This is a genomic window from Nostoc sp., assembly GCF_036919495.1.
Lineage (GTDB): Bacteria > Cyanobacteriota > Cyanobacteriia > Cyanobacteriales > Nostocaceae > Nostoc.
Genome location: NZ_JBALBZ010000067.1, coordinates 160,587 through 187,398 on the forward strand (window position 1 = coordinate 160,587; position 26,812 = coordinate 187,398).

The window sequence follows — 26,812 nt, forward strand, 5'->3', positions numbered from 1 at the left end:
CAGGATTAGTACTAGGTTTTTCATCTAGTAAAATCGTGCCATCTTCAAAGCTACAACATAAATACTGAGGCAGAGCATTTTTTATTTGTTATGATTTACTAGTGAAGGCAAACTACGGGGTCAGCTTCTTTTAAGATGGATACTTTAACCATCTGTGTGACTCTGTAGGATCTGATTATTAATTTGATAGCCAAGAGAAAATTCTTGAAGAAGAATTCAGAAATCAGAATTCAGGAGTCAGAATTAATTACTAGAAGATTCTAACTACTGACTCCTAAATTCTGTTTTGATAAAATTCAGGCTAATAACTTTAAGTAAACCAAGCAGGGCGCCAGAATAACTACCAAAGCCAACACCTGATAAAACCAGACTACCGAAACAGTTGAGCGATGAATAGTTTGTTTGGTAATTGGGCCAGCACCCTGAGAAAAAATTCTCTATTGCTGGTTCTTTCAATGGTGCTGCCAACGTTTGGAATTAGCAATTCTGTCTTGGCAGCAGAGCGGATTTATGCATCTTATTCAGCTTTAGAGCTTTCCATTTCAGTTACTACTTTAGAAAACTATGCCAAAACAGGTGTAATTAACGAAGACTTGGCAGCCTATCAGCAATATCTGCCTCTACAACAGCTTCAAGAATTGCGGCAGATTTTACTTAATCGTGTGAAAGTTAGTCCGGTAGTAGTTTCGCAACTTCTCTATACACCCCAAGGAGAGTTGTTATTGCATCGGTTGGCGCAAATTATTAAAACCAGTCACCCAGAACCAGGATTTGGTGCTTTGCGTTCGGCGCTAATTTTAGCCTCTGCTGAATCGGAAGGCTTGACACTATTGAATGTGTTACGTAAATATCCCACCAGCAGTATTCGCCTTGACGTAGCGCAGACTTTAGAAATAGCTACGGAATTAGAGAAACTTGTTAACCAAACCCATCGAGCGATCGCAGCAGTTTCGCAAGAGTCTAAAATAGAAGCTGCTACCATCAAACAAGCAAATTTATCGCAATTACCCGATTTAAAGGTTCCGGGAAAGTTTAAGTCGCAAAAATACACACAGAAGTTTTTCGACTCAACACGCAATCGGCTTTTATTAACTGATGTTTATATTCCCAATGTCCAGAATGCTGCACCCGTAATTGTGATTTCTCACGGGTTGGGTTTAGATAGCAGCAACTTTCAATATTTAGCCACGCACCTAGCTTCTTACGGATTTGCCGTCGTCGTTCCCAATCATCCTGGTAGTGATGCTAAACAATTACATTCTCTGTTGAATGGACACGCCAATGAAATAGCAGAACCAAGTGAATTTCAAGACCGACCAATGGACATAACATATATCCTGAATCAATTGGAAAAAGGTAATCAATCTGATTCACGGTTTAAAGGTCGGTTAAATCTGCAACAAGTCGGAGTATTTGGTCAATCTTTGGGAGGCTACACAGCCTTAGCCTTGGCAGGTGCTAAAATTAACTTTGAGCAGCTAAAACGAGACTGTCAACCAGCAGCACTGCAAAATACCTGGAATATGTCTTTAATGCTCCAGTGTCGCGCTTTAGAATTGAGCATCAGCAAGTCTGGCAAATATTATAACCTGCGGGATGAGAGAGTGAAAGCTGCGATCGCAGTTAATCCCATTACTAGTTCTATTTTCGGCAAAGCTGGCTTAAGTCAAATCAAAACTCCAGTCATGATTGTCAGCAGTAGTGATGATACAGTTGCACCAGCTTTATCCGAGCAAATTTTACCTTTCTCCTGGTTGGCGAATTCACAAAAGTATCTCGTCATGCTTGTAGGTGGCACTCACTTTTCCACCATTGGCAATGCCAACCCCGCAAATCAACAAGTAGCATTACCTGCGGATATGATTGGCGATGCTTCCCAAGCGCGTTGTTACATGAATGTTTTAAGTTTACCTTTCTTCCAAACATACATTGTAGGAAAACCGCAATACACCCCCTACCTTAACGCCGCCTACACTCAAAGCATTTCTAGTAAATCTCTTGGTTTGAGTCTCGTCAAGTCATTGAATACAACCGAATTAGCACAATTGCTGGATATTAAAGAAGCCAAACCTGCAAAAGAAAAAGTTCCCAACACCATAGTCAGCTTCGGATTTTGGATGTTGGATATTGGTGTTGCATTGCTGCATGTGATGATTTTTATTTGACTTTCTTATCGGCATATACTTTAAATAAATGTGACATTTAATTGCGCTATTGTAAAAATCAGCTTTACATAAGTTGATTTATGAGCCAGCCTAAAAATACTACTACCCAAGCTACTGCTCTGACTAACCACGATCGCAAACCTATTCACACTCCTGGCTCTATTCAACCTCATGGTGTTCTACTGGCACTCAGTACTCAGCTAGAGATACTGCAAGTTAGCAACAATACCCAAGAACACTTGGGCAAAGAGCCAAAAGATTTGTTTGGTAAACCATTGAGCTATTTGCTAGAAGCCCAACAAATAGAAACTGTAAAGCAGTGCTTGGTAAAAAAAATTGGCAGTCCTAATGCTTTTAAAGTATCAATAAGTACTTTGCATCGGCAACAAAATTTTGACGCTATTGCTCATCGCACAGAAGAGGCTGTGATTCTGGAGTTAGAACCGACAGACTCAAAATCTGAGGTGAGTTTCTTAGACTTTCATGCTTTGGCGAATGAAGCGATCGCCAAAATGCAAAGAACATCAAACCTGATAGAATTTTTGCATGTAGTGGCACAAGAAGTCCAAAAAATCATCGGTTTTGATCGGGTAATGGTCTATAAATTTGACCAGTCAGGAGCGGGTTCTGTTATTTCAGAAGTCAAACGAGAGGATTTATCACCTTATTTAGGACTCCACTATCCGGCTACAGATATTCCAGCGCAGGCTAGGGAGTTATACACGCGCTGCTTTCTCCGATTTCTCCCCGATTTAACTACCGAACCTGTTGAGCTAGTTCCAAGGGAAAATCCGACAACACATCAGCCTCTTGACTTAAGTTACTCTCTGCTACGAAGTTTTGATTGGTGTTGTGCTGAATATCATCAAAATATGGGAGTGAAGGCTCTTTTGGTGATTTCGCTTATTCAAGAACAGAAGCTTTGGGGATTAATATCTTGCCATCACTTAACACCAAAGTATATTTCTTACGAAGTGCTAAAGATGTGCGAATTTTTGGGACAGATTGTCTCTTCTGAATTAGCGCACAAAATTAGTTATTCAGAATGGAACTATAAGGTAAAGCTCAAATCGCTACAGGCTGATTTTTTAGAGTCTATTTCCCAAGCAGATAATTTTATCGATGCTCTAATTAAACCTGAAATCCGTTTACTCGATCTTGTCAGTGCTTCAGGAGCGGCGGTTTGTCTGGATAATGAAATTACCCTCGTGGGGGCAACACCGAATATTCATGAAGTTCGGGCGTTAATTGAATGGGCGGATATTCAAGTTAATGACAACCTGTTTTCCACCGATTCTCTGCCGAAGCTTTACCGAGAGGCGCTTATATTTAAAGATACTGCTAGTGGATTGCTGCTACTGCGGATTTCTAAAGTCCGGCGTTATTATATTCTTTGGTTTCGCCCCGAAGTTATCCAAACGGTAAACTGGGCAGGTAATCCCAACGAATCCATTCAAACTCAGGCAGATGGTAGCCTTAGCCTATCTCCCCGAAAATCCTTTGAACAATGGCAAGAAACGGTTAGATTAACTTCTCTACCTTGGGAAACTTGTGAATTTGAGAGTGCGATCGCTCTGAGTAATGCGATCGTTGGTATTGTACTATCTAAGGCGGATGAGTTAGCTAAAATTAACCTAGAGTTAGAGCGCAGCAACCGCGAATTAGCCTCTTTTGCCTACGCTGCTTCCCATGACCTGAAAGAGCCTTTGCGGGGAATCTATAACTTCTCAACGGTGTTGCTAGAAGACTATGCCCAAGTATTAGATGATGACGGAATTGAGTGCTTGCAAACAGTAGTTTCCTTATCTGTACGCATGGAAACTCTTATTAATGCTCTACTGCGACTCTCGCAGTTAGGACAAGCACAACTGCGAGAGCAAGCAACTGACCTCAACGAATTAGTTACCCAAGTGATTGAAGTCTTTCGTGCTAGTCGTCAAGACTCTGGGCTTGTAGATATTCGCATTCCTCGACCTTTACCAACAGTTCAGTGTGACCGAGTTCTCGTTAATGAAGTCTTCAGTAATCTGCTGGGCAATGCGTTCAAATACAACGATAAGCCAGAGCAATGGGTTGAGATTGGCTACTTTTCTCAAGAAGAGGAGCAGGGAGCAGGGAGCAAGGGAGAATTTTCCCCTCTGCCCCCCGCACCCCGCCCCTGTGCCTCTTTTCCATGCCCAATCCCCAATCCCCAATCCCCAATCTTCTATATCCGAGATAACGGTATTGGAATTCCACAGCATCATCTAGAAAGTATCTTTCGACTATTTAAGCGACTCCACTCTCAAGAGAAGTACGGTGGAGGAGCAGGTGCTGGACTAGCTATTGTTAAGAAGATTGTTGAACTTCATAACGGCCAAATTTGGATTGAATCTACCGTAGGCGTTGGCTCAATTTTCTATTTCACGCTGGAATAGTTTAAGATAATAACCAAATATATATTTTTGTTAAGCTCTTTTAAGACCACGAATGACAAAAAAACTTCATGAACCTCTGCTCGTTGTTGAGGACAGCAATGAAGATTTTCGGATGCTACAACGTCTGATGCGGCGCATGTCCGTCCAGAACCCCATACATCGTTGTACTAATGGGGATGAGGTTTTAGACTTCCTCTATCAACTAGGAAGCGAAGCCTTACGCAACTCTAAAGTAGCACTAAGACCTTCTGTTATCTTGCTCGATCTGAATTTGCCAGGTATTGATGGCCGTGACATTTTAGATAGGCTCAAGCAAGACAAGAGTTTCAAGGAAATCCCCATCGTTGTTTTTACCACATCATCTAACCCCAAGGATATTGAACTGTGCTACCAAAAGGGCGCAAATGGATATCTGGTAAAGCCGATGGATGCTCAGGAATTAAAAAAGACCATTCAAGCATTCGTGGACTATTGGCTTGAAGCCAATATGCCGCCAGCCTTGGATTAATTTGTTTATTCTCTGTTGATGAAGCAATAATAAGGAAAGGGTGACATGACTCCGACCTGAAGGTACGGAGCAACTAAAAAGTTACTTCTTAGATTTTCTGGTTTTGCCCAAAAGGGTTTTCGACTTTGACCTAGACTGAGATATCCCAGCCCCCGGCAAACCGTCTGCACAGACATTTTGGATTCCCGACTGTCCATCGGTACTAATTAATTTCAAGCCTCTATTTCTGATTACTAGTCCTGATGCCACGTCCCTATCGCACACAAAACCGCATTCTTGACAGTTATGCACTCTGATACTCAAGTCTTTTCCACTTAATGACCCACATTCAGGGCACTCCTGAGAAGTCCCCCTAGCGCTAACTTCTCCAAAATATTTACCCCGCTTCCAGCATACGTATTTGGTGATAGTTCGGAATTGTCCAAACCCAGAATCAAGCATGTGCTTACCAAGCATCCCCTTAGCCAAAACTCGGTAATCTAAATCCTCCATGAAGACCATATCACCAGCATCACAAAGAGCGTGAGCTTGTTTGAAGTGGAAATCTTTACGGGTATTTTCAATCGTGTGGTAAAGTTTAGCAACCTTAATGCGCTGTTTCTCGTAATTCTTAGAGCGCTTCTTTTTTCGAGAGAGTCTGCGTTGCAGCAATTTCAGCTTGCTTTGCATCACTTTCAAAAATTTGGGCGACTTGACAAGAACCCCCTCACTGGTTGCCAAAAACTTTTCAAGTCCCACGTCTACCCCAATCGGGTGTCCGTGTGGCATGGGATTGGGAACGCTGACATCACACTGGATATTGATGGAGGCGTACCAAATATCCGCTTTGTTGATTATCCGAACTTGCTTAACCACAAATCCGTTTGGAATTGGGCGATGCAAGTTGATGGGAATTATCCCCAGTTTAGGTAATGCAATGTGTGCCCCAGATACTGGATTCTGTTTAAACTGCGGAAACAGCAAAGACTTGAATTGCCCAAACTTTTTAAACCTGGGGAACCCATGCCCCACTTTTTGAAATCCATCCCACGCTCGGTGCAATTGCTTTACCGCTTGCTGCAACACTTGACTTGGTACTTCATGTAATCGGGGAAATACCTTTTTAGCGTTAGGCAGGGCATTAAGCTGATTCACTTCGCTAGGAAATGGATATTCAGCAGGCATGATGTACTCATGGCTAATCGAGCATCTATCAACCATGCATTTACGGCTATTGCACCAATCCTTGATTTCTCGCAGCCCGTAGTTGTAGGCGACACGACAAATGTCCATCCACTCAAAAAGCGACTGTTTTTGAGTAATATTCGGATAGATTCGATAGCAGTAATTCATGGTTAGCATCCCACTATCCTAACATATTTAGTGGGAATCGCGCCTCTAGTAAATATCAAGCCGTCCTACAAGGACGGGGTTTTAGACCCAATTTTCTGATAACAAAGGACACAGCTCAGAGGACACAGAGAGATTTTTCTTTTTTGAGTCACTGTGTCTGCTTGTCTCTCTTTGATGCACTTTCCCCATTTTGTTATTTATCTTACTGCTTAAATTACTTTAGAATTTCTAAAGAATTTAGATTTTATTTACACTTATTTTATATTATTTTTAGAATTATGCAATAAAAACATAATCTGGATAAAAGGGATCTACATGGCTCCCCAATCCTCATACTTAATATGTTGGACACATGGACACTACTCATCATCGATGATTGTGCAGCAGATCGAAAAATCTATCGTCGATATCTGTTGAAAGATCCGCATCAGTCATACCAGATTTTGGAGGCAGACTGTGCAGAAGAAGCAATTGCTTTGTGCCAAAAAATGCGTTTTGATGTCATTCTGCTGGATTTTTGCCTACCTGACATGAGTGGGTTAGAACTCTTTGATCGGATGCAGCAGAAGATATTTGAGACTTCCGTCCCTGTGATTATGCTGACAGGACGCGGCGATGAAGAGATAGCTGTGCAAGCAATGAAACGGGGTGCGTTGGATTATTTGGTCAAGCAACATCTGACACAGGATGTACTGCAACTAACAGTCCGTAACGCCATTAAGCAATCGTGCTTGCAAGCCCAACTCCACAAAACTCAGGAGAGACAGCGCTTAATTGCCACGACTGCTTTAAGAATTCGTCAGTCTCTTAACCTAGAGCAAATTTTGAATACGGCTGTAGCCGAGGTACAGCAACTTCTGAAGTGCGATCGCGTGATAGTGTATCAGTTCGCCCCAGATGCAGACGGTAAAATAGTTGCCTCCTCAGTTGAGCCATGCCGCACTGTAGCATTGTGCGATCGCGTTGGGACACGGGAAGAAGCAGGGGAGCAGAGGAAGGAAAGAGGTAAATTAATTACTCATTCTCCCCCTTGCACCTTGCACCCTGCTCCTCTGCCTCTTGTGCCCAATACCCAATCCCCCATCCCTTATATCTATGAGCTTGGCTTGTGTAATTGTGTCAGCCTGAAAGAGCAATTTAATCCTAAGGCAAATCTAATAGTTCCCATTAATCTGAGCAACAATGGGAACCCAACCCCCAAGCTTTGGGGTTTGTTGATTGCTCACCATAATTCCGGGGAACGACAGTGGCAAACTGATGATGCCCAAATGCTCAATGAAGTTTCGGTGCAACTAGCGATCGCCATTCAACAAGCTGAATTGCTAGCGCAAACTCAAGCAGCACTTGCCAAAGAAAAGCAACTCAATGCATTTAAATCGCAAATTATTGCCACAGTCTCCCATGAGTATCGAACGCCCCTAACTTCAATTCTGGCTGCTGCATCAACTTTAGTAAAACATAGCCAGCAACTAGATGAGTCTAAACAAGAGAGGTTCTTAGGAATTATTGAACAGAAAGCCAGGTATATGTCCAAACTTGTGGATGACATGCTTCTGGTTAACCAATTTGAACTGGAAAAACCCAAATTTCAGCCAATCCGGCTCGATTTACTGCAATTTTTTGCTGACTTAATCGAACAAGAGCGAGAAACAGTAGGCGATCGCCACGAATTGATTTTTCAAATTACTGGTAATAACCAAGATTTTTGGGGCGATCGCGGACTTTTACAGCAAATTTTTACTAATTTAATATCCAATGCAATTAAGTACTCTCCAGATGGAGGTAGTGTAGAATTCCACCTCATTGGTAAAGAATCACAAGTAATCTTTTATATCAAAGATCAGGGAATTGGTATCCCGATGGCAGATCAAAAAAATTTGTTTCAATCCTTCAGTCGTGGAAGTAACGTTGACACAATCCCCGGTACAGGATTAGGGCTTGCGATCGCCAAAGCTTGTGTAGAGTTACATGGTGGCGATATTACCTTGTCTAGTCAAGTAGGGCAAGGAACTAAAGTTACAGTCAGCTTACCGAAAATATGCCCAATTGCTCAACTATCTCCATCATAAACTTAACTTAATCTCAAATTTATATTTTGGTAATTAGCCATTCTTTGATTGTTTTTCGCAAGGCTCAGAACTTTGACAATCATTGAAATTTTATAGCTATTAAAAAAAGTCTAGGATTTTTTTGTTTGTAACTTAATTTATGAAAAAAATCTCCAAAATGACTATTTTTGATGTTAATATAAAGCTCCTATTACTCCTATTTGATTTTTAAAATAGCCAACTACTCCTCTACCTACCTTCTTTCTAAAATTCTCGGCGTTATCTGCACTTTTTGTGTATTATTCGGTAAGGCACTGAGAGCATATCTTGACCCTGATTAATACGTATAAATTAATGCTTTATAACGTATTAACTGCTGAATATTGATACTTTGAGTATTATATTAATAAGTATTTTATAGAATTTAGAAGCTGTAACTATTGATTTTGTGTTATCTCAAGGTTTTCTCAACTTAAACAAACCATTTGACTGGACTTCCCACGACTGCGTGGCGCGAGTACGAAAATTGTTGCGCCTCAAACGTGTAGGACATGCGGGAACCTTAGATCCAGCTGCTACAGGGGTTTTACCAATCGCCCTTGGTAAAGCCACAAGATTATTGCAATATCTGCCAGAAAACAAAGCGTACATTGCCACTATTCGCTTGGGTGTGCGTACTACAACGGATGATTTACAAGGTGAAATCATCACTTCTCAACCTTGTGCTGGATTGAGTTTGGCAGAGGTGAAAAGCGTATTACCACAATTTGAAGGCAAGATTGAGCAAATACCACCGAGTTATAGTGCAATTCAAGTGGATGGTAAACGTCTCTACGACTTAGCACGCCAAGGTAAAACCGTGGAAGTTCCAGTGCGGACAGTGGAGGTTTTTCAGATAGATATTTTGGACTGGAGAGAAGGGGATTTTCCCGAATTGGATGTGGCGATCGCCTGTGGTTCTGGTACATATATTAGAGCGATCGCTCGTGATTTAGGTGCAATATTAGAAACTGGTGGCACTCTTGCCGCTTTGATTCGCACTCAAAGCAGTGGTTTCGATTTAACAGATAGTCTCACTTTGAGCGACTTAGAAACAAAACTACAAGCCGGAATATTTCAACCGATTTGTCCAGATGTAGCTTTACAACATTTGTCATCTGTTAGTTTACCAGCAACATCTGCTCAAAAATGGTGTCAAGGTCAGCGAGTTTCTCTAACTTTTGATGTTCCTGAAATAGTGCGAGTTTATGATGAGGATACTCGCTTTTTAGGTATTGGGCAATTACAAGATGAAGTGTTAATTCCCCAAATGGTTTTTGAACCGATTTCTTAAAACTGTGATAATTTGAAGGTTTTAATTTGAACACATTTGGCTATCAAGTATGGCGGGAGTCTCTTGGGGGTGCTAGATGAGCGATCGCCATCCTACCACTGCACGTCTCAATGTCTATATCCAAGGTCAAGGATTCCCCATTTTGGGCTTACATGGTCATCCTGGTACTGGTCGTAGTCTATCTGTCTTTACCAATCATTTATCAAAACGTTATAAAACTTTTGCCCCTGATTTACGTGGATATGGCAAAAGTCGCTGGAATGGTAATTTTAAGATGAATGACCATTTAACTGATTTAGAAGCGCTGCTAGACCGCTTTGAGATTGAAAAGTGCCTAGTATTGGGATGGTCACTTGGGGGCATTCTGGCAATGGAACTGGCATTACGTTTGCCAGAGCGCATTACAGGGTTGATTTTGGTGGCGACAGCCGCAAAACCCCGTGGGAGTCATCCTCCTATCACTTGGCAGGATAATTTATATACTGGTGTTGCTGCCCTAATAAACTATATAAAACCGAGTTGGCAATGGAATATTGATACTTTTGGCAAGCGATCGCTTTTTCGCTACTTAATCCAACAACATACAACTACCACTTACAAGTACATTGCCACAGAAGCAGTACCAGCTTATTTACAAACCTCTCGTGCTGCTACTCACGCCCTTTATAGTGAAATTCAATCGGGATACAACCGACTTCTAGATTTGCAACAAATACAATGTCCTAGTTTAGTACTTGCTGGTGAACAAGACCGCCACATTACATCTAATTCCAGCTTAGAAACTGCTCAACACCTCAACAATTCTCAATGGCACTGCTATCCCAACACCGCTCATCTTTTTCCGTGGGAAGTGCCCCAGCAACTCCTGAATGACATTGACCATTGGCTCGAAGTTCATCCGCAGGTAATTGGTAGTCAATAGTCCACGGGCTTTTGCTTTTGACTCTTAAACAAATAATTCGTAATTAGAACTCGCAATTACAAATTACGAATTACGAATTACGAATTACGAATTATATTGACTCTGGCCTAACTTAACTTAAATCTGACCGCCAAAGGCAGGCTGTACTTTGCGGTCAAATCTTTCCCCCAAGTCTTCAGCTATTGTTAAGGTATTAGGTTTGCAGCGCTTGACATTCACAGAAATTCCCGTAGCTCCTTCGATCTCCAAATCTTCTATATATCCAATGCTTGACAATTTTGCATCAGAAGAAGTCAGAAATGGCCCGAAGTAGTACGTGCAACGGGGATTTTGTGTCACAATCTCTACCCACCAAGCCAAGCCGATGGAGTCGAATGTGTTAATTAACACTTCCTTAAGGTTATGCCAAATGGTTTTCATGGTTTTCGCCAATTTATAAACGTCTACAGGGTGTTAAACGATATCTTGCTTTATTATCTTTTACATTTCTTTATACTCTGTTACGGTTATTTTTTCAAAGAGGTTTTTTCTAATTTATCTAGGTGCAGGGTATTTAGCGATCGCTGGCGATAAATTTCATAAAGCGTCATACCTGCTGCTACAGAAGCATTGAGGCTAGGAGTCTTACCTTGTAGAGGAATCGATACTAAGAAATCACACGAGCGTTGAGTCAACATACTCAGACCTTCGCCTTCTGAGCCGATTACCAAAACGATTGGGCCAGTAAAATTGACTGTATGCACAGGTTCGCTTCCACTTGCAGCAGTGCCATAAATCCAATAGCCAGCTTCTTTCAATTCTTCTAAGGCGCGGCTGAGGTTGACAACTCTAGCTACAGCAAAATTTTCTAAAGCGCCTGCTGCTACTTTCATCACAGTAGAAGTGATCCCAGATGCCCTTCTTTGGGGAATCACCAAACCTTGAGCGCCTATTGCTTCGGCGGTACGAATAATTGCTCCCAAGTTGTGGGGATCAGTAATTCCATCAGCCACGACGATTACGGCATCGGTTACAGCTTTTGCCTGTTCAATTAAATCGGGCAATTCGATGTAAGCGTAGGGAGCAACTTGTGCCGCCACACCTTGATGATTGGCTCCATTGGTGAGATAGTCTAAACGCTTGGGTTCAACCTCATCAATAACTGTGCCATTTTCTTTCGCTTGTAAGAGAAAATGGTGAAAGCTGGGGTCGTAGCGCAAACGAGTAGTAATCCAGAGACGGTTGAGATTGCGCTGATTTTGTAACGCACTCAATACTGGATGACGACCGTAGATGAGATCGCTATCTTCTTCTGTCGGTGTAGATACAGGCGGCTGGGAGAAGTTGCTATTTCGTTGGCGGGAGTTGTCAATGGGGTTACTATCTATTTTCCTGGGATTGCGAGTCGGATTAGCAACATCTATTTTCCTAGGATTACGAGTCGGATTTGCACCAGATATGGGGTTGCTATCTATTTTTCTGGGATTACGAGTCGGATTAGTACCAGAGACAGGGTTGCTATCTATTTTTCTGGGATTGCGAGTCGGATTAGTAACAACACGCTTACCCTGAATTTTTACAGGTTGCCCACGATTAGGTTCGTTAGAAGTTCTGACTTTTCTAGGTTTATTCTGCATTTGAGTTATAGATATAGCGTATGGTTGGTCATCACAATTACCTCAATTTATTGAACCAAATCTACTGATGTGGCTACTGTAAAATTAAGTTCTCACTCTTTTTCTACATGAAGCATTTGCAACAGTTCGGTTAGACGCTGGTAATCGGTGAGATATAAGTAGCCAATTAAGGTTTCTAGACTGGTTGCCTGTTGATAAATTTCGGGATTAAGTCGCTTAGGGCGTCCTGTTGCGGCGTTTCTACCCCGTCGGACAATTTCTAATTCGGTGTCCCTGAGATAAGGAATCAGCGATCGCAAATGTAGCGCTTGTGTTTCCGCTCTTACCTGCTCCACTACCAGACTATGGTAAATTCCTGCCCGCTGCAATGGCAGCAGATAGAACATTCTAACATACAACTCATAAATTGCATCCCCCAAATATGCTAAAGCACTAGGAGAAATCTGTTGCACTTGGGAGAGGGAAATCTGTTGGAATGGCGCTGTGGTTGTCAAGAGTGCTTGAGTCCAAGATAAAGTCTGTTTGGGAGTTTCATCTTGTCCATCTAATACCTCTTCCTCCTGTGACTTCACAAATAAATCATTCCTTGTCGGGCTACAATTGGCAGGCATTCTTTGCAAAGACTGATTTTTCTGAAGTAAGCCATAATACTATACTTAGCATAATCAATACTATCAGAAATACTTAGCTAATTCTATCTTTTTGATTAAGAGTTGGCATTTTAGCTTACCCTGATGTCAAAGCCCATAAACCCAATTTTGCCTACTTGTGGTCTGTGCCTAAGATAGGGTAAAATTTTAACATCAAACTCACCCTGTTACTTGATCGCATTGTCATGCTTACTTAGTAAGCGACGATTTTTAACTATACACTATCAAGTCAAGTTTACCTATAAACAAATCTGCTGGCTTTGTATTTGTTACAAATTTCTCAGACTTGATTGTTTATCCGATAAGAAGCCAAAAATTACATACCCAAGAAGCGGGTGCTATATCTTTAATTATTGCTCAACTTTAAACATAATAGCTTAACTGGCTTTGTGCCTCTCCCACAAGGAGAGAGGTTTTCTGCCAGAAGTTTTAAAAATTAAGCTATCCGATGTTGAATCTGGATAGCCGAATTGATCTCTCGGTTCAAGCAATCAAGACTACTTGGCGTTTTCTAGAGCTTCTTCAACTGATTTTTGCAGGGAGAGAAACTTCTCTAGGCGAACAAGCTTGACCGTTTGAGTTACCCGGGCATTCGTGACGATTTGCAAAGTGCCTTCAGCAGTTTGAGCCTGCTTGGCTAGCTGCACCAAAGCACCCAAGCCAGAGCTATCAATAAAGTCGATTTGTGAGAGATCCAAAATAATGTGCTTAGGGCCCTCGTCAATCTTACTGCCAAGTACCTTGCGAAATGTCGGCTCAGAAAAGGCATCTAACAAACCTGTGAGGCGGAATAGCTGACAGTTATCCCGGACTTCACGAGTGCCCCTCAGGCTAACGGTTAGATTCAATGGATCAGCAATAATTCCCTCCTCATGAGTTAAAGTGAACGCTCAAGTATAGATGGTTTTTGAGCAAGTTGTCTACAATCTACTGAAGTAGGGGATTGGGGATTGGGTAGTGGGGATTAAGAGAAAATAGTATTTTTAATCTTATTTCCTAGTCCCTAGTCCCTATTCCCTAGTCTCCAGTCCCTATTCCCCATTTTTACCTCACTTCGGCTGCAACGGCTTGACGTGCTGTTCGCATGGTTTGAACAAATTGTTCAAATAAGTAATCAGCATCGTGAGGGCCAGGACTGGCTTCTGGGTGATATTGGACGGAGAATACAGGTAGAGATTTGTGACGTACCCCAGCAACGGTGCGATCGTTTAAGTTCAGGTGGCTGATTTCCACAATTGCCGCAGGTAAAGAATCTGGGTCAATAGCAAAACTATGGTTTTGGCTGGTAATTTCTATCCGTTGTTGTAAACCGGCTGGCTGATTTAAACCACGGTGACCAAATTTGAGTTTATAGGTTTCTGCCCCTAGTGCATGACCTAAAATTTGGTGTCCCATACAAATACCAAAGATGGGCTTTTCACTTAATAGCAGCGCTTTGGCAGTTGCAATCCCTTGAGTGACGGCAGCAGGGTCGCCAGGGCCATTTGAAAGAAACACACCATCTGGATTGTAGTTGAGGATTTCCTCTGGTGGCGTATCAGCAGGCACAACAATTACCCGACAACCATAACTTGTTAAGCGACGCAAAATATTCCGTTTTACGCCAAAGTCAAGGGCAACAACGGTAAAGGGTTCTCCAAGATTTTCCGCAGCTTCCGAGTTGAATTCCCAAGCTGGAATTGTGGGATCTGACCATTCATAAGCCGTTGGGGTGGTAACTTCCCGAACCAGATTTAATCCTGCCATATTGGGAGCCGCCTGTACCTGCTCTAGCAATTCCGCCTCATCAAGAATTGTTGTGGAAATGCCACCGTTCATGGCTCCAAACATCCGAATTTTACGGGTGAGAGCGCGGGTATCGATGCCGTAGATCCCTGGTACTTGGTTTTGTTTAAGGTAGTCTGGTAAGGATTGTGTCGATCGCCAGTTACTCGGATGGTGACAAATATTCCGGGCGATCGCACCCCGAACCTGGGGCCCATCTGATTCTTCATCTTCAAGATTGACGCCAGTATTGCCTAATTCAGGATAGGTAAAAATGACAATTTGACCGCAGTAACTTGGGTCGGTTAGTACTTCTTGGTAGCCGGTCATGCCAGTGTTGAACACCACTTCTCCGATCGCGGTTCCCGTAGCACCGAAAGACCAACCGCGATAAGTGGTTCCATCTGCCAGGACAAGTAAAGCAGGTATTGCGTCAGACAAGGGCATAGTAAATTGGGGAGTGGGGATCGAGGAGTGGAAGAGGCAGAGGGAAGGGTGCAGAGGAGAGGAATTTTCCCCTTGCTCCCTGCTCCCCTGCTTCTTCCCCATTACTGCGATTGTTAATTATCCCATGAGTTGAGCAATTGGGAGTTTTTAGAATAGTTAATTAAAATTAAAAGGGAATTAAATTAGCGGGAGTGGCTTTGGCAAAGCTTGGGCGGTTAAAATTAATTATGCTTCAGTCTTTTTTATCCCGTGCAACCCTAATTTTTCTATCAAGCGCTCTAGCGGTTTTGTGTGTTGCCTGTAGTGAAGACCAACGGAACACTGCGACTGGTGGCAATGAGCAATCGGCGCCAATTGGGGATCAGGCATCAGTACAGCCTGCCGTCGAACCAAAAACACCAGCAGTTACACCAGCAGTTACCTCTACCCCAGAAGCAGAGACGCTAGAGCCGTCTGAAAGTGAACCAAGTCTTTTTGAGATGGGGCTAGACAAAGCCGTTGGCGCTTGGAGCATCAGCCGATCTGCTCAATCTCCAGGTGATTGGATTTTGGTGGCGAATCAGTACCAGGATGCGATCGCGCTGATGCAAAGAGTCCGGCGGCAAAGCCCAGAGTTTGCGATCGCTCAAACTAAAATTACTGAATATCGTCGCCAAATTAAATATGCCCAACAGCAAGCTAATCCTCACCCTGTGCGCGTTGCCGAACCGAAGAGGATAGTAGTTGTGGTTCCACAGAGAATAACTACACCAAAGTATACCTCACCTCTATCGCCTCCACAAGAAATAAACCCGTTACCACTAAAACCAGCTTTGCCCTCATCAGCAGTGGTAATTCCACCTCAGGAAGTATTTACAGCACCGATTAAAAGGCGAATTGGTGGAACACCAATTGTCGAAGTTACCTTTAATGGCCAGCAACAATTTGACATGATTGTGGATACGGGAGCCAGTGGCACTGTAATTACCCAAGAGATGGCTAATAGTTTGGGAATAGTGCCAGTGGGCAAAGCTAAGGCAAATACCGCTAGTTCCAGAGCTGTAGAATTTCCTGTGGGCTACGTTAATTCGATGGCAGTTGGCGGGGTAATAGTGAATAAAGTAGCAGTAGCGATCGCAGGTACGGAACTAGAAACTGGACTTTTAGGACATGACTTTTTTGGTAACTACGATGTCACTATCAAACGTAATGTGGTAGAGTTTCGTCCGCAATTGCGATCGCAAATCAATTCGCCAGAAACTCAACTAACTGCTCCAACTTCGTCCAAGCTGCCCCGCTTTGTAGGATATCCTTAGCGATTTTAATCCCTTGGGCGTGATCTAGGAGTGCGATCGAACCTGCTACTTGCAGCGCCAAGGACGCGTTCAAAGCTACTGCATCCTGTTGTGCTTGAGTTCCCTTACCTTGGAGTACCGCCTTCAGAATCACCGCATTTTCTTGGACATCTCCACCCCGAAGCATACCTATAGAAGCAGGTGTTAGATCCAAATCTAGGGGATTAATCGTAGTTAACTGTACTTCTCCGTCTGATAACACCGCCAAATCAGTTAAATCTCCTAACCCAGCCTCATCAAGTTTTTCTCGTCCATGCAGCACAATCGCCTTTTCCTTGCCCAAATTCTGTAAAGCTTCGGCAACTGTCGCCAAAAGCTTAGGAGTAAATAACCCTACCACCTGCCCAGTTGGACGCAAGGGATTTACTAACGGCCCGAGCAAATTAAAAATTGTTCGCACTTTCAAAGTCCGCCGTAATGAGGCAACCGCCTTGAGTGCTGGATGCCAACCAGGGGCAAACAAGAAAGTGATCCCGACTTCTTGTAATGCTGCTTGTACTTTTTCACTGGATGCACTCAAATTTACACCCAAGGCTTCCAAGACATCTGCACTTCCCGTGAGACTTGAAGCTGAACGATTGCCGTGTTTGGCGACAGGTATACCAGATGCTGCGGCGACAAATGCAACGGCTGTAGAAATATTAAAGGTTGATGATCCATCTCCACCAGTACCACAGGTATCTATTACAGTGGTAAGTGCTGATTTATGAGCGCTGAGTGGGGAACATTGAGATTGTAATACTTCAGCCATGCCGGTCAACTCGTCGGCAGAAATGCCTCTAAAGTTCAGCGCTGTTAAAATAGCCCCTGATAACTCTGGGGGAACCGCTTCACTGAGCCAACCTTGCATCAATTCAGCAGCTTGAGTACGAGACAAGGATTGACCATCTATTAATTGTTGCAGCAGGACATACCAGCTAGCAAAGGATTCTTGAGCAGGGATTGGGGGAGTTATCATAGCTAAGGTTTGTATGTTGTAGCTATATTGAGAGCTATGGGGTTATCCTACCGGAAAATTGGAAGCTATCAAAGTTAGATTTAAATCTCAAGGCTTAATTGCAAAGCTGGATTAGCAAGATTCTGAAGTTGTGATTTTTTTTCCAAATCAAGTTTAACTTCGTAGTTAGTAATGAATAACTCTTTTCCTTTAGCAGCACCACTCTGCTTATAGTTATTCATCCCATACTGTAATTCCCACTCTGAGATATTAGCCCATTGAAAATTTTCTCGAATGTGTAGTGAGTCGTCGTAGGTAATTAACCAGCGATGATGACATTGTTGCAAAAGGTTAGCAAATCTCTGATGTTCAAAAGAAGTGTGCAAGTCACCGTCTTTACCATAGAGTTTTGATTTTGTGGCGCTAAAATATGGTGGATCTAAAAATAAAAATATATTTTCTCCTGCTGATTTTAATAAATGACTGTAATCAAGATTAGTAATTTGGACATTTTCTGATAAAATACCTTCTAATTTTTCTAATCGTTCTATCGAGGAATTAGTAAAGCGTTTATGAAAAGCTTCTTGAGAAAAGCCACCTGATTCTACAGTTCCTGAAAAAGTAATTCTATTGAGTACGAAAAAACGAACTGCCCTTTCTAAATCAGATAAATTCTTGACATTTACAGCAGTAAATTCTGCAAAGAGCAATTTACCATCTGTATGTTTTAGTTTAATATGTCGAATTTCTTTAACTAACTGAGATATATCAGATTGGGCAAACTTCCAAAATAAGAAGAGTTCGCGGTTTAAATCGTTAATCCAAATTTTGAGATCGGGAAACTTTTGTCTTAAATAAATGAATACAGAACCACCACCCACAAAAGGTTCTCGAAATTCTGAAAAGCTTTCTGGTAAGCATTCAGCTATCTGATTTATTGCTTTAGACTTACCGCCAGGATAACGGAGTGGGCTTTTGAGCATAATTATAAATCGTCATACTTAGGGTAATATAAACATTCAATTTGTTTACTAAAAAGTATTTGTGTATGCTCTAACTAAATCAGCATCAATACTTTTGTTATCTGCTCCTGTTGCGTAACGTGGGTTGATGGTTCCAGCATGACTTCGGAAGCGTTTGCGAACAGCTTCTTTCTCTGTTTCAGTTTGCAATTTTTCACGTCTTAGAGAACCATATTGCTGTTCTATAGAAGTAGCTACCAATTCTGCAAGAGACACGCCTGCAACCTTGGCTTCTTGCTGTAATGCCGCGTAGACTTCATCACTTAATTCCAAGGTTAAAACCTGACTCACCGTACTACACCTCTAGCTACTATATGTAAGCATGAATGTTATATTAGCTTAATTTATATCCTCCTTTTAGGGCTAAAACCCTTACTACAAACCTTTAATTATTTATTTACGCCGTTTTATTTAGGCGATCGCAAATCTATTAACACAAAATTACGTACCCGTAATATATACTAGTGAATTTTATATTGATGTTTATGTTGCATTTTCGTAAAAACCTGTTACATTACTTTACAGGCAGTTATAACTGTTACAACATAAAAGCTCGGAGTATTATTTATGGCAGACGTTAAGAAGACTACGCCTTCGGTTCCAGAAGATCCTAATGCTTTGCGCTGGGGCTTCACTCCTCAGAGCGAAAATTGGAACGGTCGTTTTGCAATGATTGGTTTTTTATCTGCTGTAGCACTTGAAGTGTTTTCTGGTCAAGGGATTTTACACTTCTGGGGCATTTTATAAATTTAAACGTTTTTATCTTCATTAGATTATGAGGCAAGGCGGGGATTGGCAAAATCTTCTGCCTTGCCTCATAATCTCAAGAATTAGACGCGATAAATCGCCGTCTCTACAAGGAATCTATCCATCAATTCTTTATTGACAGACTACTAGCGTGATGAGCGAAATATTACACGACCGGGAGATTCTTCCTGATTAATTCGCGCATATACTCGAAGACAAGTTAAGACTTCGCCAGGAATACCACCACAGTCTAGTTGTAAGTCATCCTTAGATGAAGCACAGATACCTGCATAAAGTCCCGATAATTGGCGAATTCGCACTTCATTACCTGCATTAATTGCTTCGTCAGCGACTTTCTTCAGGATGCGCCGTGATTCATGTTGTAGCTTTCCCCACCAAGAATAGCGTTCAGCCGGAGGTACAAATACTAAGGAATGTATAGCTTCGTCCATGTCAATCCAAGCACGGAGAATTGACAAGGGATCAGTGTTTTTCTCAGCTTTTTGGGTGCGTTGGAAGCGATCGCTTAAAGCATCAATATATTGATCTCGCTGTTCTGCTTTGGAGTGTAAGGAAATGACATCGAAGCTAAAAACACTCTTTAAAGCATGATGTAAATCTGGGTCTATTTCGATAAAATTCATATATAAAAATAGGAATGCTGCTGGTAAATCGGATACATTACCTTGGGTATTTTTAGGATTTGAAAGTGTTTGTTGGTATAAGCATAATCCCTGAGTTTGAACAGTACCACTAAGTCCGGGGTAGATAATTTCATCGCGGATAAAGGGAAGTTGATAGAGGTTAGAATTATCTGCGATCGCACCAACTTCTTGGGCTAAATCTAAGGTGCGCGATCGCCAAGTTGCAGCTAAATCTTCTGGGACTCGCAGCAATTTGCGTTGAATCTCATTCCACAAATCAGAGTCCGTTGTGCTTTGCAGTTGGGAATTACCCAGATAATAATTAAGTTCTGAGTCAGAATCAAAAACTTCCCGCAGGTGACTTAGTTTTAAATCAGCTGGCGCATCTTCCCAACCAATATTTTGCTGTGGAGGTGAAGGTTCCAACAGGTTATGAAGTTCTTGCAGCACCTCATCGCATATTTTAGATCCTGGATCTAGTGGTAATTCTGTGCGAGCCTGATTTAAAGTCGCCTCTAGTCCATACAAACTAAACCGCAGTAACTGGGCTAACTCTGAGTTTTCTATCTCTAATAATTGACGCAAGTGCTGCATGAATCTCACCTCCAAATATTACTTGTATGTGATTTGTAGCTAATTAAACTTGCAAACCTCCGCACCCCTCTGCGTTTAAAAATCTTAAATTTAATTTCAACGCAGAGGAACGCATTCGCAAAGCGTCTCGTAGAGAAGGTTTAATGCAAAAGTTAATGTATGCCGCAAAATGGATCGCGTTCTTTATCAACTTCATTGGGCTGCAATTCTAATTCAGCAAGATAAACACATCCCTCTTCTTTTAGGCATTCTTGACTGTTTGATGTCCAGTAAGGAACTTCACCGGCGTGCATCCGCAAAATGCCTTGATCGTCGAGAGTTACCCGATATTGGCAAGGGTAATCTGTTATTACATCTGGTTTGCTGAGGGCGCCAATTCTTATCCATTTTTTGCTGTTAGTTTCGGCATCTGTTTGATAAACATAAAAGGTGTGTTGTCCAGTTTGCGGGAAGGGAGGTAAGGGATTACTAATTAACCCAATTCCTGGTTTCGTCACGCCATCGCGCAGATAGTGAAATTTTTGGAACAATTTACTACCATCATTTCCTACTTCAAACACAAGATGATAGGCATCTGGTTGATCGACAGTTGCAGACTCAATAACATTAACGGCAATATCACCATCATTCAAGTCTTTATTGAAGCGTTCCACAGCAATATTCCAGTTCAATTTGCCATCAGCAAATAGCGCTGAAGTTTCTGAAACTACTGATTCCAAATCAATGCCAGGAATGTCAATTAAATAATGGGGATTTCCCTGACAAAGCAACACACTAAATTCAAGGGTTTGGTCAATCTCAAACTGGACTTTAATTTTTCTCAGAAACTCTGCTTCTTGCATTCCTAGTTTATTCATGAGGTTTTTGCCGTCGAAGCTACCCCATAGTCGTAAATCTCCATCCTCATAGTCTTGACGGTAAATAATATTAGTTAATTGGATTCCTTGCCATGCAGTCCGAACCTTGGCAACAGTTTCCGAAGGTGCGAGTTGATAGAGTTCTTGTCCAGCCTTGAATATGGTTAGTAAATCATTACTTTGAGTTTTGCGTTTGAAGTTGCAGGGTAAATAATAAAACAGATTTTTGACATCAATTTCTAGCTGGTTAGCTCCCTTACGCAGCAAGCTTTTAGACTCTTCTGGATCGAATCTTAATCTTCGCAGTTTCTCTGCATAGCAAGCACCGGCAGAGGTGGCTAATTTGGTAAATTCCAGCACAAAGGTAATTCGTTCTGGATTCCACACAAAATATGGAGACTTACTAAATTCTTGATAGATTTGGCGCTGTACTATGTCTAAATTACAAGTTTTTCCAGACAAAATTAACCAATCAACTTTTTGAGAATTCCAAGAATCTTTGGTGATATCATCGGGACGCAAGCGACTTTCCATCAAACCTTTAGCAATACCGATCGCTTCTTTAATTCCTGAAACGGCGGCTCGTTCAAATTGCTGGTTATCTAGGGTAACGCAGATGTTATTTGGATCGTTAACTTGCAATTTTACAGCGCTTTGGGTGAGCAGTTCGGAAATTTGCTGTTCAGAAAGTGTGAAGGTTAATAGAGAATTCTCTACTGGTGGCTTTTGCCCAAGTTTCAGTTTAGCTGCTTCTGCATGATCCCAGAGGATATAAAATGATTGTAGGCGTTGGGGCGCTTGTTGCCAACGAGTGGGTAATACTTTCTCGGCAGTATCTAGGGCATCTTTGTAAGCAATATCGCCTTCTGGATTCTCTTTATCTAGACATTTTAAAAGACTACCAGTTTTGAATTTGCTTTGTTCTAAAAAGCGCTCGTTTAACTCTGAGTTAATTAAATCTTCTAGCTTTTCACTTTCAATATAACCTGATGTAACTGCTGTCAATAAAAAATCTGCGATCGCAACTTTTAATAATCTAAAAATTCTCAGCGTAATTAGCTCACCGCCTAACTGTAAATGACCAGATGAACCTAATAGTTTGGGAGTGAGTTTATAGTAACGTCCTCCTAAACCTCGGTCTTCATAATCGGCAAAACTAGGAGTTTTATCTTCTAAAGTCAGTTCAATTAAAGCTAAATCTGTGGTTCCCCCGCCAATATCCAAAACGAGAACATTTTGTGACCATTTGTTTCCTGCTTGACGACAACGAGTTTTGAATGACTCGATGCCAATGTTGAGATTACCACCAAATTCTCGCCATAAAAAGAATATCGCCACAGAAACAGCTTCATCATAAGCAGTTTGGACATCATCGATCCCCAACTGCTCAACTAATTCCTTAACTTCCTTGCGAACAACTGGTGGGGCGACAGTGGGGTAGGTGACAACTGCTGTTAAAAAATCTCCTTCTGAAAACCTGCGTTGGGCGCGTTGGCGGTAATCTTCAGTTAACTCGATTAAATGCGCCCAAGCAGATTGGATTAGTTGGTTAGCAGTAATTAATTCTTCTTCACCATCCAAAATAACTGGAAACAAACGATCCTGACCAAAATAGCGTTTGGGTGAATGGTGAAATCTGCTGATAATTTCCTTTAAAGAACCGCTTGTACCTTGAGCGATCGCTTTTTTTCGGTTATCTCTAGCTTCCCTTCCCATCCGCAGTTTTAAGTCGCTTAACTGCGAAATTTCTGACTCGCTGGGAATTTCCGTATCGCGGCGATCGATATCCAGCACAACTGGAATCAGATTTTGCGACTCTAGGGTAGGGACGCGGAACACCTCATGATAGATTTGGTAAAGTTTTTTGCTGACAGCACGGCGGAATCTCTCGCTGTTTCCTAAAGAAAGTTCAATTTGGCGAATTGCTTCTAAAAATCGCTCTTTATTGTCACTTTCAAAGACTTCATGCAATCGGCTGGGTTCTATCTCCAGGTTTCTGCTAATTTCTGCAATAAACTTTTCCCAATCATCAGTACTGACATCTGGTAAAGCCACTGAGGCGGGAGAACTCAGCCATTGTGATAAGCGATCGCGCAACCGCATTTCTTGTTCTTTGGGGAGAATTTCTGCGATCGGTACTTCAATTGGATCGAAAAGTGTAACTGTGGAATTTGATGTACCAAAATCTAAAGCAAACCATCCAGGAAATCTTTTTTGTTGTTTCTCGCTTGGTTCTCGATCGCTATATTTGTTGAGTTGAAAAGGGTTCATTATAGTATCACTTTCTGTTGTTTGTTTTATACCTGGCTAAAAACTGTAATGTTGTATCATAAAATTACAAATTTAGAGAATCTTTGGTCTTGTACCACTGATTCTCTTTAGCACTGGCTTTTTTATTTGGCGCGATATCTACGTCGGGCTACACTTTTATATGAAAGGGCGTAGGCGTAGCCCAAACTAGGTGATCGCTATGAAAATTGCAGCAGTTATTAAGTTGATGTTGAAGATTCTTGCTCAGTTGCAAGTCTTACTTGTTCGATAGTTAAATTAAGTAATTGGGCAACCTCTTCCATCTACATACCACGAGCTAAGAACTGAGGTACAAGTTCAAGCTTTAGTTCTTCTCGTCCTTCTTTTCGTCCCTCTTGTTTAGCTTCTTGATAAACTCTAGTTTCTTCTAACTTAACTCCTAACATTGCCTCTACCTCTTCACGACTTAAGTTGGCAAATTTATAAACTGCAATCGTTGTGATTACATCTATTATCTCCTCCTTAGCTAAAACGGACACGCTTGAAAATTGCATAAAAAATCGCATCACGTCTCACAAATACATCCTCATAACCCTACCCGATCGCAATCAGTCACTTTCTGAGTTAGCTTATCTCAAATCATCTAAGTAAGAAACAGCAGCAAGTTCTGAAATAATCTGCAACCAAGTAGGAATTGCTATCTCAGATGGCAATTCCCCAGCCACCAAATATCTCAGCAAAGTTTCTTTTTTTGAAAGGTTTTGTAAACTAGGAATAATTTGATCCAAAATACCTTCAAGTTCGGAATTTATTTGCTGATTAATTTCACTAACATACTGTACAAGGTGAAGGCTGGCGCTAGCAGTGATTTCATCTCGCAGCCGCAGTACTAAAAGTTGGTGGTTGCTCGATCTAGGTAAACCTTGGCTTTTTTCTGGTGCCCAGTCAAAGATTTGTCCAACATTGTGTTTCTCGTCTTGACGCGCTAGAGGAAAGATGATTTCGGGGGCAACAGTTTTGTTTTTACTAGTGATTTCGGAGATAATTGCTTCTTTCCATTCGTTAGGATCGCATCCTAGTAATAATTTGTAAAAGAGATCGGCATCTTCAAAACCAAATTTTTCTTCTATTTCTTGTTCCATGTCTGGATGGAAAAATGCCTGCAATTGTTCGCGTTCTGGGGCTACATAATTTGACAATTGATTCAACAAATCTACCACTGCTTGATGGATGCGATCGCGGGCAAAATCTTCTACTTCTTTAACGGTTTTCTCAAATACTGGATAAAAATCGTCACTCTTAGTTGGAAGGGAACTATTGACGCGATTTCCCCGATCAAATAATTTCCCAGCTGCACCTTTAGATTCTGCCAGAGCGATCGCTCCATTGTTGGCTTTGTTGAAGAGTAAAGTCCACTGGTTCCAATTCAGGATTCTAAAGGTAAGTTCGTCTTTTACTACATCGCTGACGACAACACCGCGTCGGTCTTTGAGTGGTTCTTTCCCTAAATCTTTTTGAAAATTCCTATAGATTTTATCCAAGCTTTCGACCACAAAACGTAATTCGACAAAGGCGGGACTGTCGCCTGTGGGGATACCTTGCTCGTGAATTTCGTCTATGATGTCCTTCAAGTGATCTTGTTGCTGACTCACCACATCAGCCGATCTCCGAGTATCTTCATACAGTTGCTTTAGACCATGAGTCGCTACGTGGGTTTGAATCAATTCCCGCAGCTTACTAAGTCCCCCATCTTGACTAAAGTAACCTAGCTGTCTGCCCAAATAACTGCGAGTGTTAGATTCTAATAGTTGTTCACTTAAGCGGTGCCATTTTTCTTGTAGCCGTTTAGACCGATCTAGATAATCAGGATAGTCTAAGTTAGCCAAAAACTCTGTTGAGCCAGCTTTCACGCTACTAGAACGTTTTGCCAATTCAGCTAATCCCAACAGTGGCGACAGTAAAACGATGCGGTCTTTTTGAGTTGTAAACGCTTCTGCACCGTCAATGGTAGTTTGCAGAACTTTGAGCTTTTGGAAAACGGTTTCCTCTTGTAAATGGCTATCTTCAATCAGTTGGTCAAGTTCTCTTTCGCCACCTTCGCCCTCTAGAGGTAGTTGATCGAAGCGACCTACACCTACGAGAATTAAATCTTTTAGGTCTTGTCCCGGTCGCTGCTGCTGCATCATAGTGAAGATTTTATTGGCGCGATCGCTCCCAGGAGATTTACCATTTAGCAGTACCAAAATTGTTTGTACTTCTGCCAATTCTCGCAGCGATAAAAAGGTATCCCTAGCCCCCGAATTAGCAGCCCCCAATCCTGGAAAGTCGATAAGAATAAATTTAGCTGCACCTGCAAAATCCCAAATTTCCCGTGATATTTTCACATCAATATCCACGCGGCGGATCAATGGGAAGCTGTTTTGCAATAACTTTGTTGGTAGCCTCTGGGGTGGACTCGGTAATCGGATATGCGCTGGGGGTAAATCCTCAAATTTCAGAGTTTGGATTGCCATTGGCTGTTCGACTAGCTGTAACCCTTCGCGGGCGGTGGTAGCATCAATCTGGTAACGCCCACCACACATAACTTCCCCATAAGCTTGATAAGCTCGGAGGAATAATACCAACTCCCGGAGTAAATAACGTAGCTCTAAATTGTTACTACTATTCCATGCTTCTTCACACCAGCCAATAATATCTGTGCCAGAGTTGAGTTTTGATACTGGTATCGGAGGAAGCCCTGCTGCTGTTGTTCGTTTATTGGCTTCCCCCAGCATGAAGCGTAGACACTCATGTACCCCTTCATGAGAAAGATAATCTACAGTAAAATTACTTAATTGTGTAGTAGCAAAGTCTTCTTGCGGTATGATGTGTATGGCGGTAACATTACCTGTAGTGGGGTTTTCGCTGACAGGCAAAGCATCAGCATATCCAATTAGACTGCCTAAAAGTAAAGTTTTCCCACTACTGAATTCCCCCATCACCCCAATTTTGACAGGTGAAGTTGCCAGGTCTACAGTTTTCTGGGCCGCTGACCGCAGACGCAGGAGACAGTCGTCAAGACTAGCTGGAACCCAATCTTCTTGTTTTGAAGGGTGCTGGGGCACAGAATCTATCTTTCGGAGGATGAATTCGCCGTACTCCTTAAAACGGCCCAGTTTATCTGGTTCCATAAAGTAGTTTCCGCCTAACATTAATTTCTGTGAGCTTTATAACATATAAAATGCG

The 26,812-nt window shown here is 41.9% G+C and carries 21 protein-coding genes; 8 read left to right on the forward strand and 13 right to left on the reverse strand.

Going from position 1 to position 26,812, the window contains the following annotated elements; all coding sequences use genetic code 11:
• The first annotated feature begins 389 nt into the window (after nt 1-389).
• The 3 genes from V7K25_RS09195 (at nt 390) to V7K25_RS09205 (ending at nt 5,090) form a co-directional block, all read left to right on the forward strand.
• Nucleotides 390-2,165, forward strand: coding sequence for an alpha/beta hydrolase (locus tag V7K25_RS09195; RefSeq protein ID WP_335157123.1), 1,776 nt, complete (start codon nt 390-392; stop codon nt 2,163-2,165).
• 80 nt (nt 2,166-2,245) lie between these two features.
• Nucleotides 2,246-4,582, forward strand: coding sequence for an ATP-binding protein (locus tag V7K25_RS09200; protein ID WP_335157125.1), 2,337 nt, complete (start codon nt 2,246-2,248; stop codon nt 4,580-4,582).
• 52 nt (nt 4,583-4,634) lie between these two features.
• Complete coding sequence (locus tag V7K25_RS09205; protein WP_100901603.1) at nt 4,635-5,090, forward strand: response regulator; 456 nt, start codon at nt 4,635-4,637, stop codon at nt 5,088-5,090.
• An 81-nt stretch (nt 5,091-5,171) separates the two neighbouring features.
• Here V7K25_RS09205 and V7K25_RS09210 read toward each other — a convergent pair whose 3' ends face one another.
• Nucleotides 5,172-6,422: an RNA-guided endonuclease InsQ/TnpB family protein gene (locus V7K25_RS09210; RefSeq protein WP_335157127.1), complete on the reverse strand. Its 1,251-nt coding sequence runs from the start codon at nt 6,420-6,422 to the stop codon at nt 5,172-5,174.
• A gap of 341 nt (nt 6,423-6,763) precedes the next feature.
• Here V7K25_RS09210 and V7K25_RS09215 point away from each other — a divergent pair, with 341 nt between their 5' ends.
• From V7K25_RS09215 to V7K25_RS09225, 3 genes are all read left to right on the forward strand, one after another.
• Complete coding sequence (locus V7K25_RS09215; RefSeq protein WP_335157129.1) at nt 6,764-8,491, forward strand: ATP-binding protein; 1,728 nt, start codon at nt 6,764-6,766, stop codon at nt 8,489-8,491.
• Between the two features lie 427 nt (nt 8,492-8,918).
• On the forward strand, nt 8,919-9,803 hold the full coding sequence (gene truB / locus V7K25_RS09220; RefSeq protein ID WP_335157131.1) for a tRNA pseudouridine(55) synthase TruB: 885 nt from the start codon (nt 8,919-8,921) through the stop codon (nt 9,801-9,803).
• Nucleotides 9,804-9,879: 76 nt separating this feature from the next.
• Nucleotides 9,880-10,725 (forward strand): alpha/beta fold hydrolase, encoded by an 846-nt coding sequence (locus V7K25_RS09225; protein WP_335157133.1) that lies wholly within the window; start codon nt 9,880-9,882, stop codon nt 10,723-10,725.
• A gap of 117 nt (nt 10,726-10,842) precedes the next feature.
• Here the strand turns inward: V7K25_RS09225 and V7K25_RS09230 are convergent, their stop codons facing one another.
• The 5 genes from V7K25_RS09230 to carA all read right to left on the reverse strand — a co-directional run bounded on the left by V7K25_RS09230 (nt 10,843) and on the right by carA (nt 15,202).
• Nucleotides 10,843-11,145 (reverse strand): DUF1816 domain-containing protein, encoded by a 303-nt coding sequence (locus tag V7K25_RS09230; RefSeq protein ID WP_335157135.1) that lies wholly within the window; start codon nt 11,143-11,145, stop codon nt 10,843-10,845.
• An 86-nt stretch (nt 11,146-11,231) separates the two neighbouring features.
• Nucleotides 11,232-12,341, reverse strand: coding sequence for a 23S rRNA (guanosine(2251)-2'-O)-methyltransferase RlmB (rlmB, locus tag V7K25_RS09235; RefSeq protein WP_335157137.1), 1,110 nt, complete (start codon nt 12,339-12,341; stop codon nt 11,232-11,234).
• 92 nt (nt 12,342-12,433) lie between these two features.
• A complete protein-coding gene (locus V7K25_RS09240; protein ID WP_335157139.1) occupies nt 12,434-12,913 on the reverse strand; it encodes a Mini-ribonuclease 3 in 480 nt (159 codons plus the stop codon).
• Between the two features lie 575 nt (nt 12,914-13,488).
• Nucleotides 13,489-13,839 carry an STAS domain-containing protein gene (locus V7K25_RS09245; protein WP_335157141.1) on the reverse strand — a complete coding sequence of 117 codons (351 nt, stop codon included), beginning with the start codon at nt 13,837-13,839 and terminating at the stop codon, nt 13,489-13,491.
• Between the two features lie 196 nt (nt 13,840-14,035).
• Nucleotides 14,036-15,202 (reverse strand): glutamine-hydrolyzing carbamoyl-phosphate synthase small subunit, encoded by a 1,167-nt coding sequence (gene carA / locus V7K25_RS09250; RefSeq protein WP_335157143.1) that lies wholly within the window; start codon nt 15,200-15,202, stop codon nt 14,036-14,038.
• 227 nt (nt 15,203-15,429) lie between these two features.
• On the opposite strand from carA, the gene V7K25_RS09255 reads away from it, so the two are divergent.
• Nucleotides 15,430-16,497: a retropepsin-like aspartic protease family protein gene (locus tag V7K25_RS09255; RefSeq protein WP_335157145.1), complete on the forward strand. Its 1,068-nt coding sequence runs from the start codon at nt 15,430-15,432 to the stop codon at nt 16,495-16,497.
• Here the strand turns inward: V7K25_RS09255 and trpD are convergent.
• The 3 genes from trpD to V7K25_RS09270 form a co-directional block, all read right to left on the reverse strand.
• Nucleotides 16,427-17,494: an anthranilate phosphoribosyltransferase gene (gene trpD, locus V7K25_RS09260; RefSeq protein WP_335157147.1), complete on the reverse strand. Its 1,068-nt coding sequence runs from the start codon at nt 17,492-17,494 to the stop codon at nt 16,427-16,429. The two genes, V7K25_RS09255 and trpD, sit on opposite strands and share 71 nt — an antisense overlap.
• 80 nt (nt 17,495-17,574) lie before the next feature.
• Entirely contained in the window at nt 17,575-18,456 is an 882-nt protein-coding gene (locus V7K25_RS09265) for a DNA adenine methylase (protein ID WP_335157149.1), read from the reverse strand.
• 48 nt (nt 18,457-18,504) lie between these two features.
• Nucleotides 18,505-18,786, reverse strand: a complete 282-nt coding sequence (locus V7K25_RS09270; RefSeq protein WP_335157151.1) for a hypothetical protein — start codon at nt 18,784-18,786, stop codon at nt 18,505-18,507.
• Nucleotides 18,787-19,062: 276 nt separating this feature from the next.
• On the opposite strand from V7K25_RS09270, the gene V7K25_RS09275 reads away from it, so the two are divergent.
• Complete coding sequence (locus V7K25_RS09275) at nt 19,063-19,242, forward strand: high light inducible protein (RefSeq protein WP_094352678.1); 180 nt, start codon at nt 19,063-19,065, stop codon at nt 19,240-19,242.
• A gap of 146 nt (nt 19,243-19,388) precedes the next feature.
• Here the strand turns inward: V7K25_RS09275 and V7K25_RS09280 are convergent, their stop codons facing one another.
• From V7K25_RS09280 to V7K25_RS09295, 4 genes are all read right to left on the reverse strand, one after another.
• Nucleotides 19,389-20,480 (reverse strand): hypothetical protein, encoded by a 1,092-nt coding sequence (locus tag V7K25_RS09280; protein ID WP_335157153.1) that lies wholly within the window; start codon nt 20,478-20,480, stop codon nt 19,389-19,391.
• A gap of 152 nt (nt 20,481-20,632) precedes the next feature.
• The gene (locus V7K25_RS09285) at nt 20,633-23,608 is read right to left on the reverse strand and encodes a molecular chaperone (protein WP_335157155.1); all 2,976 of its coding nucleotides are present in this window, start codon (nt 23,606-23,608) and stop codon (nt 20,633-20,635) included.
• 302 nt (nt 23,609-23,910) lie between these two features.
• Nucleotides 23,911-24,141 (reverse strand): DUF2887 domain-containing protein, encoded by a 231-nt coding sequence (locus V7K25_RS09290; protein WP_335157157.1) that lies wholly within the window; start codon nt 24,139-24,141, stop codon nt 23,911-23,913.
• A gap of 75 nt (nt 24,142-24,216) precedes the next feature.
• Nucleotides 24,217-26,757, reverse strand: coding sequence for a proteasome protein (locus V7K25_RS09295; RefSeq protein WP_335157159.1), 2,541 nt, complete (start codon nt 26,755-26,757; stop codon nt 24,217-24,219).
• Nucleotides 26,758-26,812 lie beyond the last annotated feature (55 nt).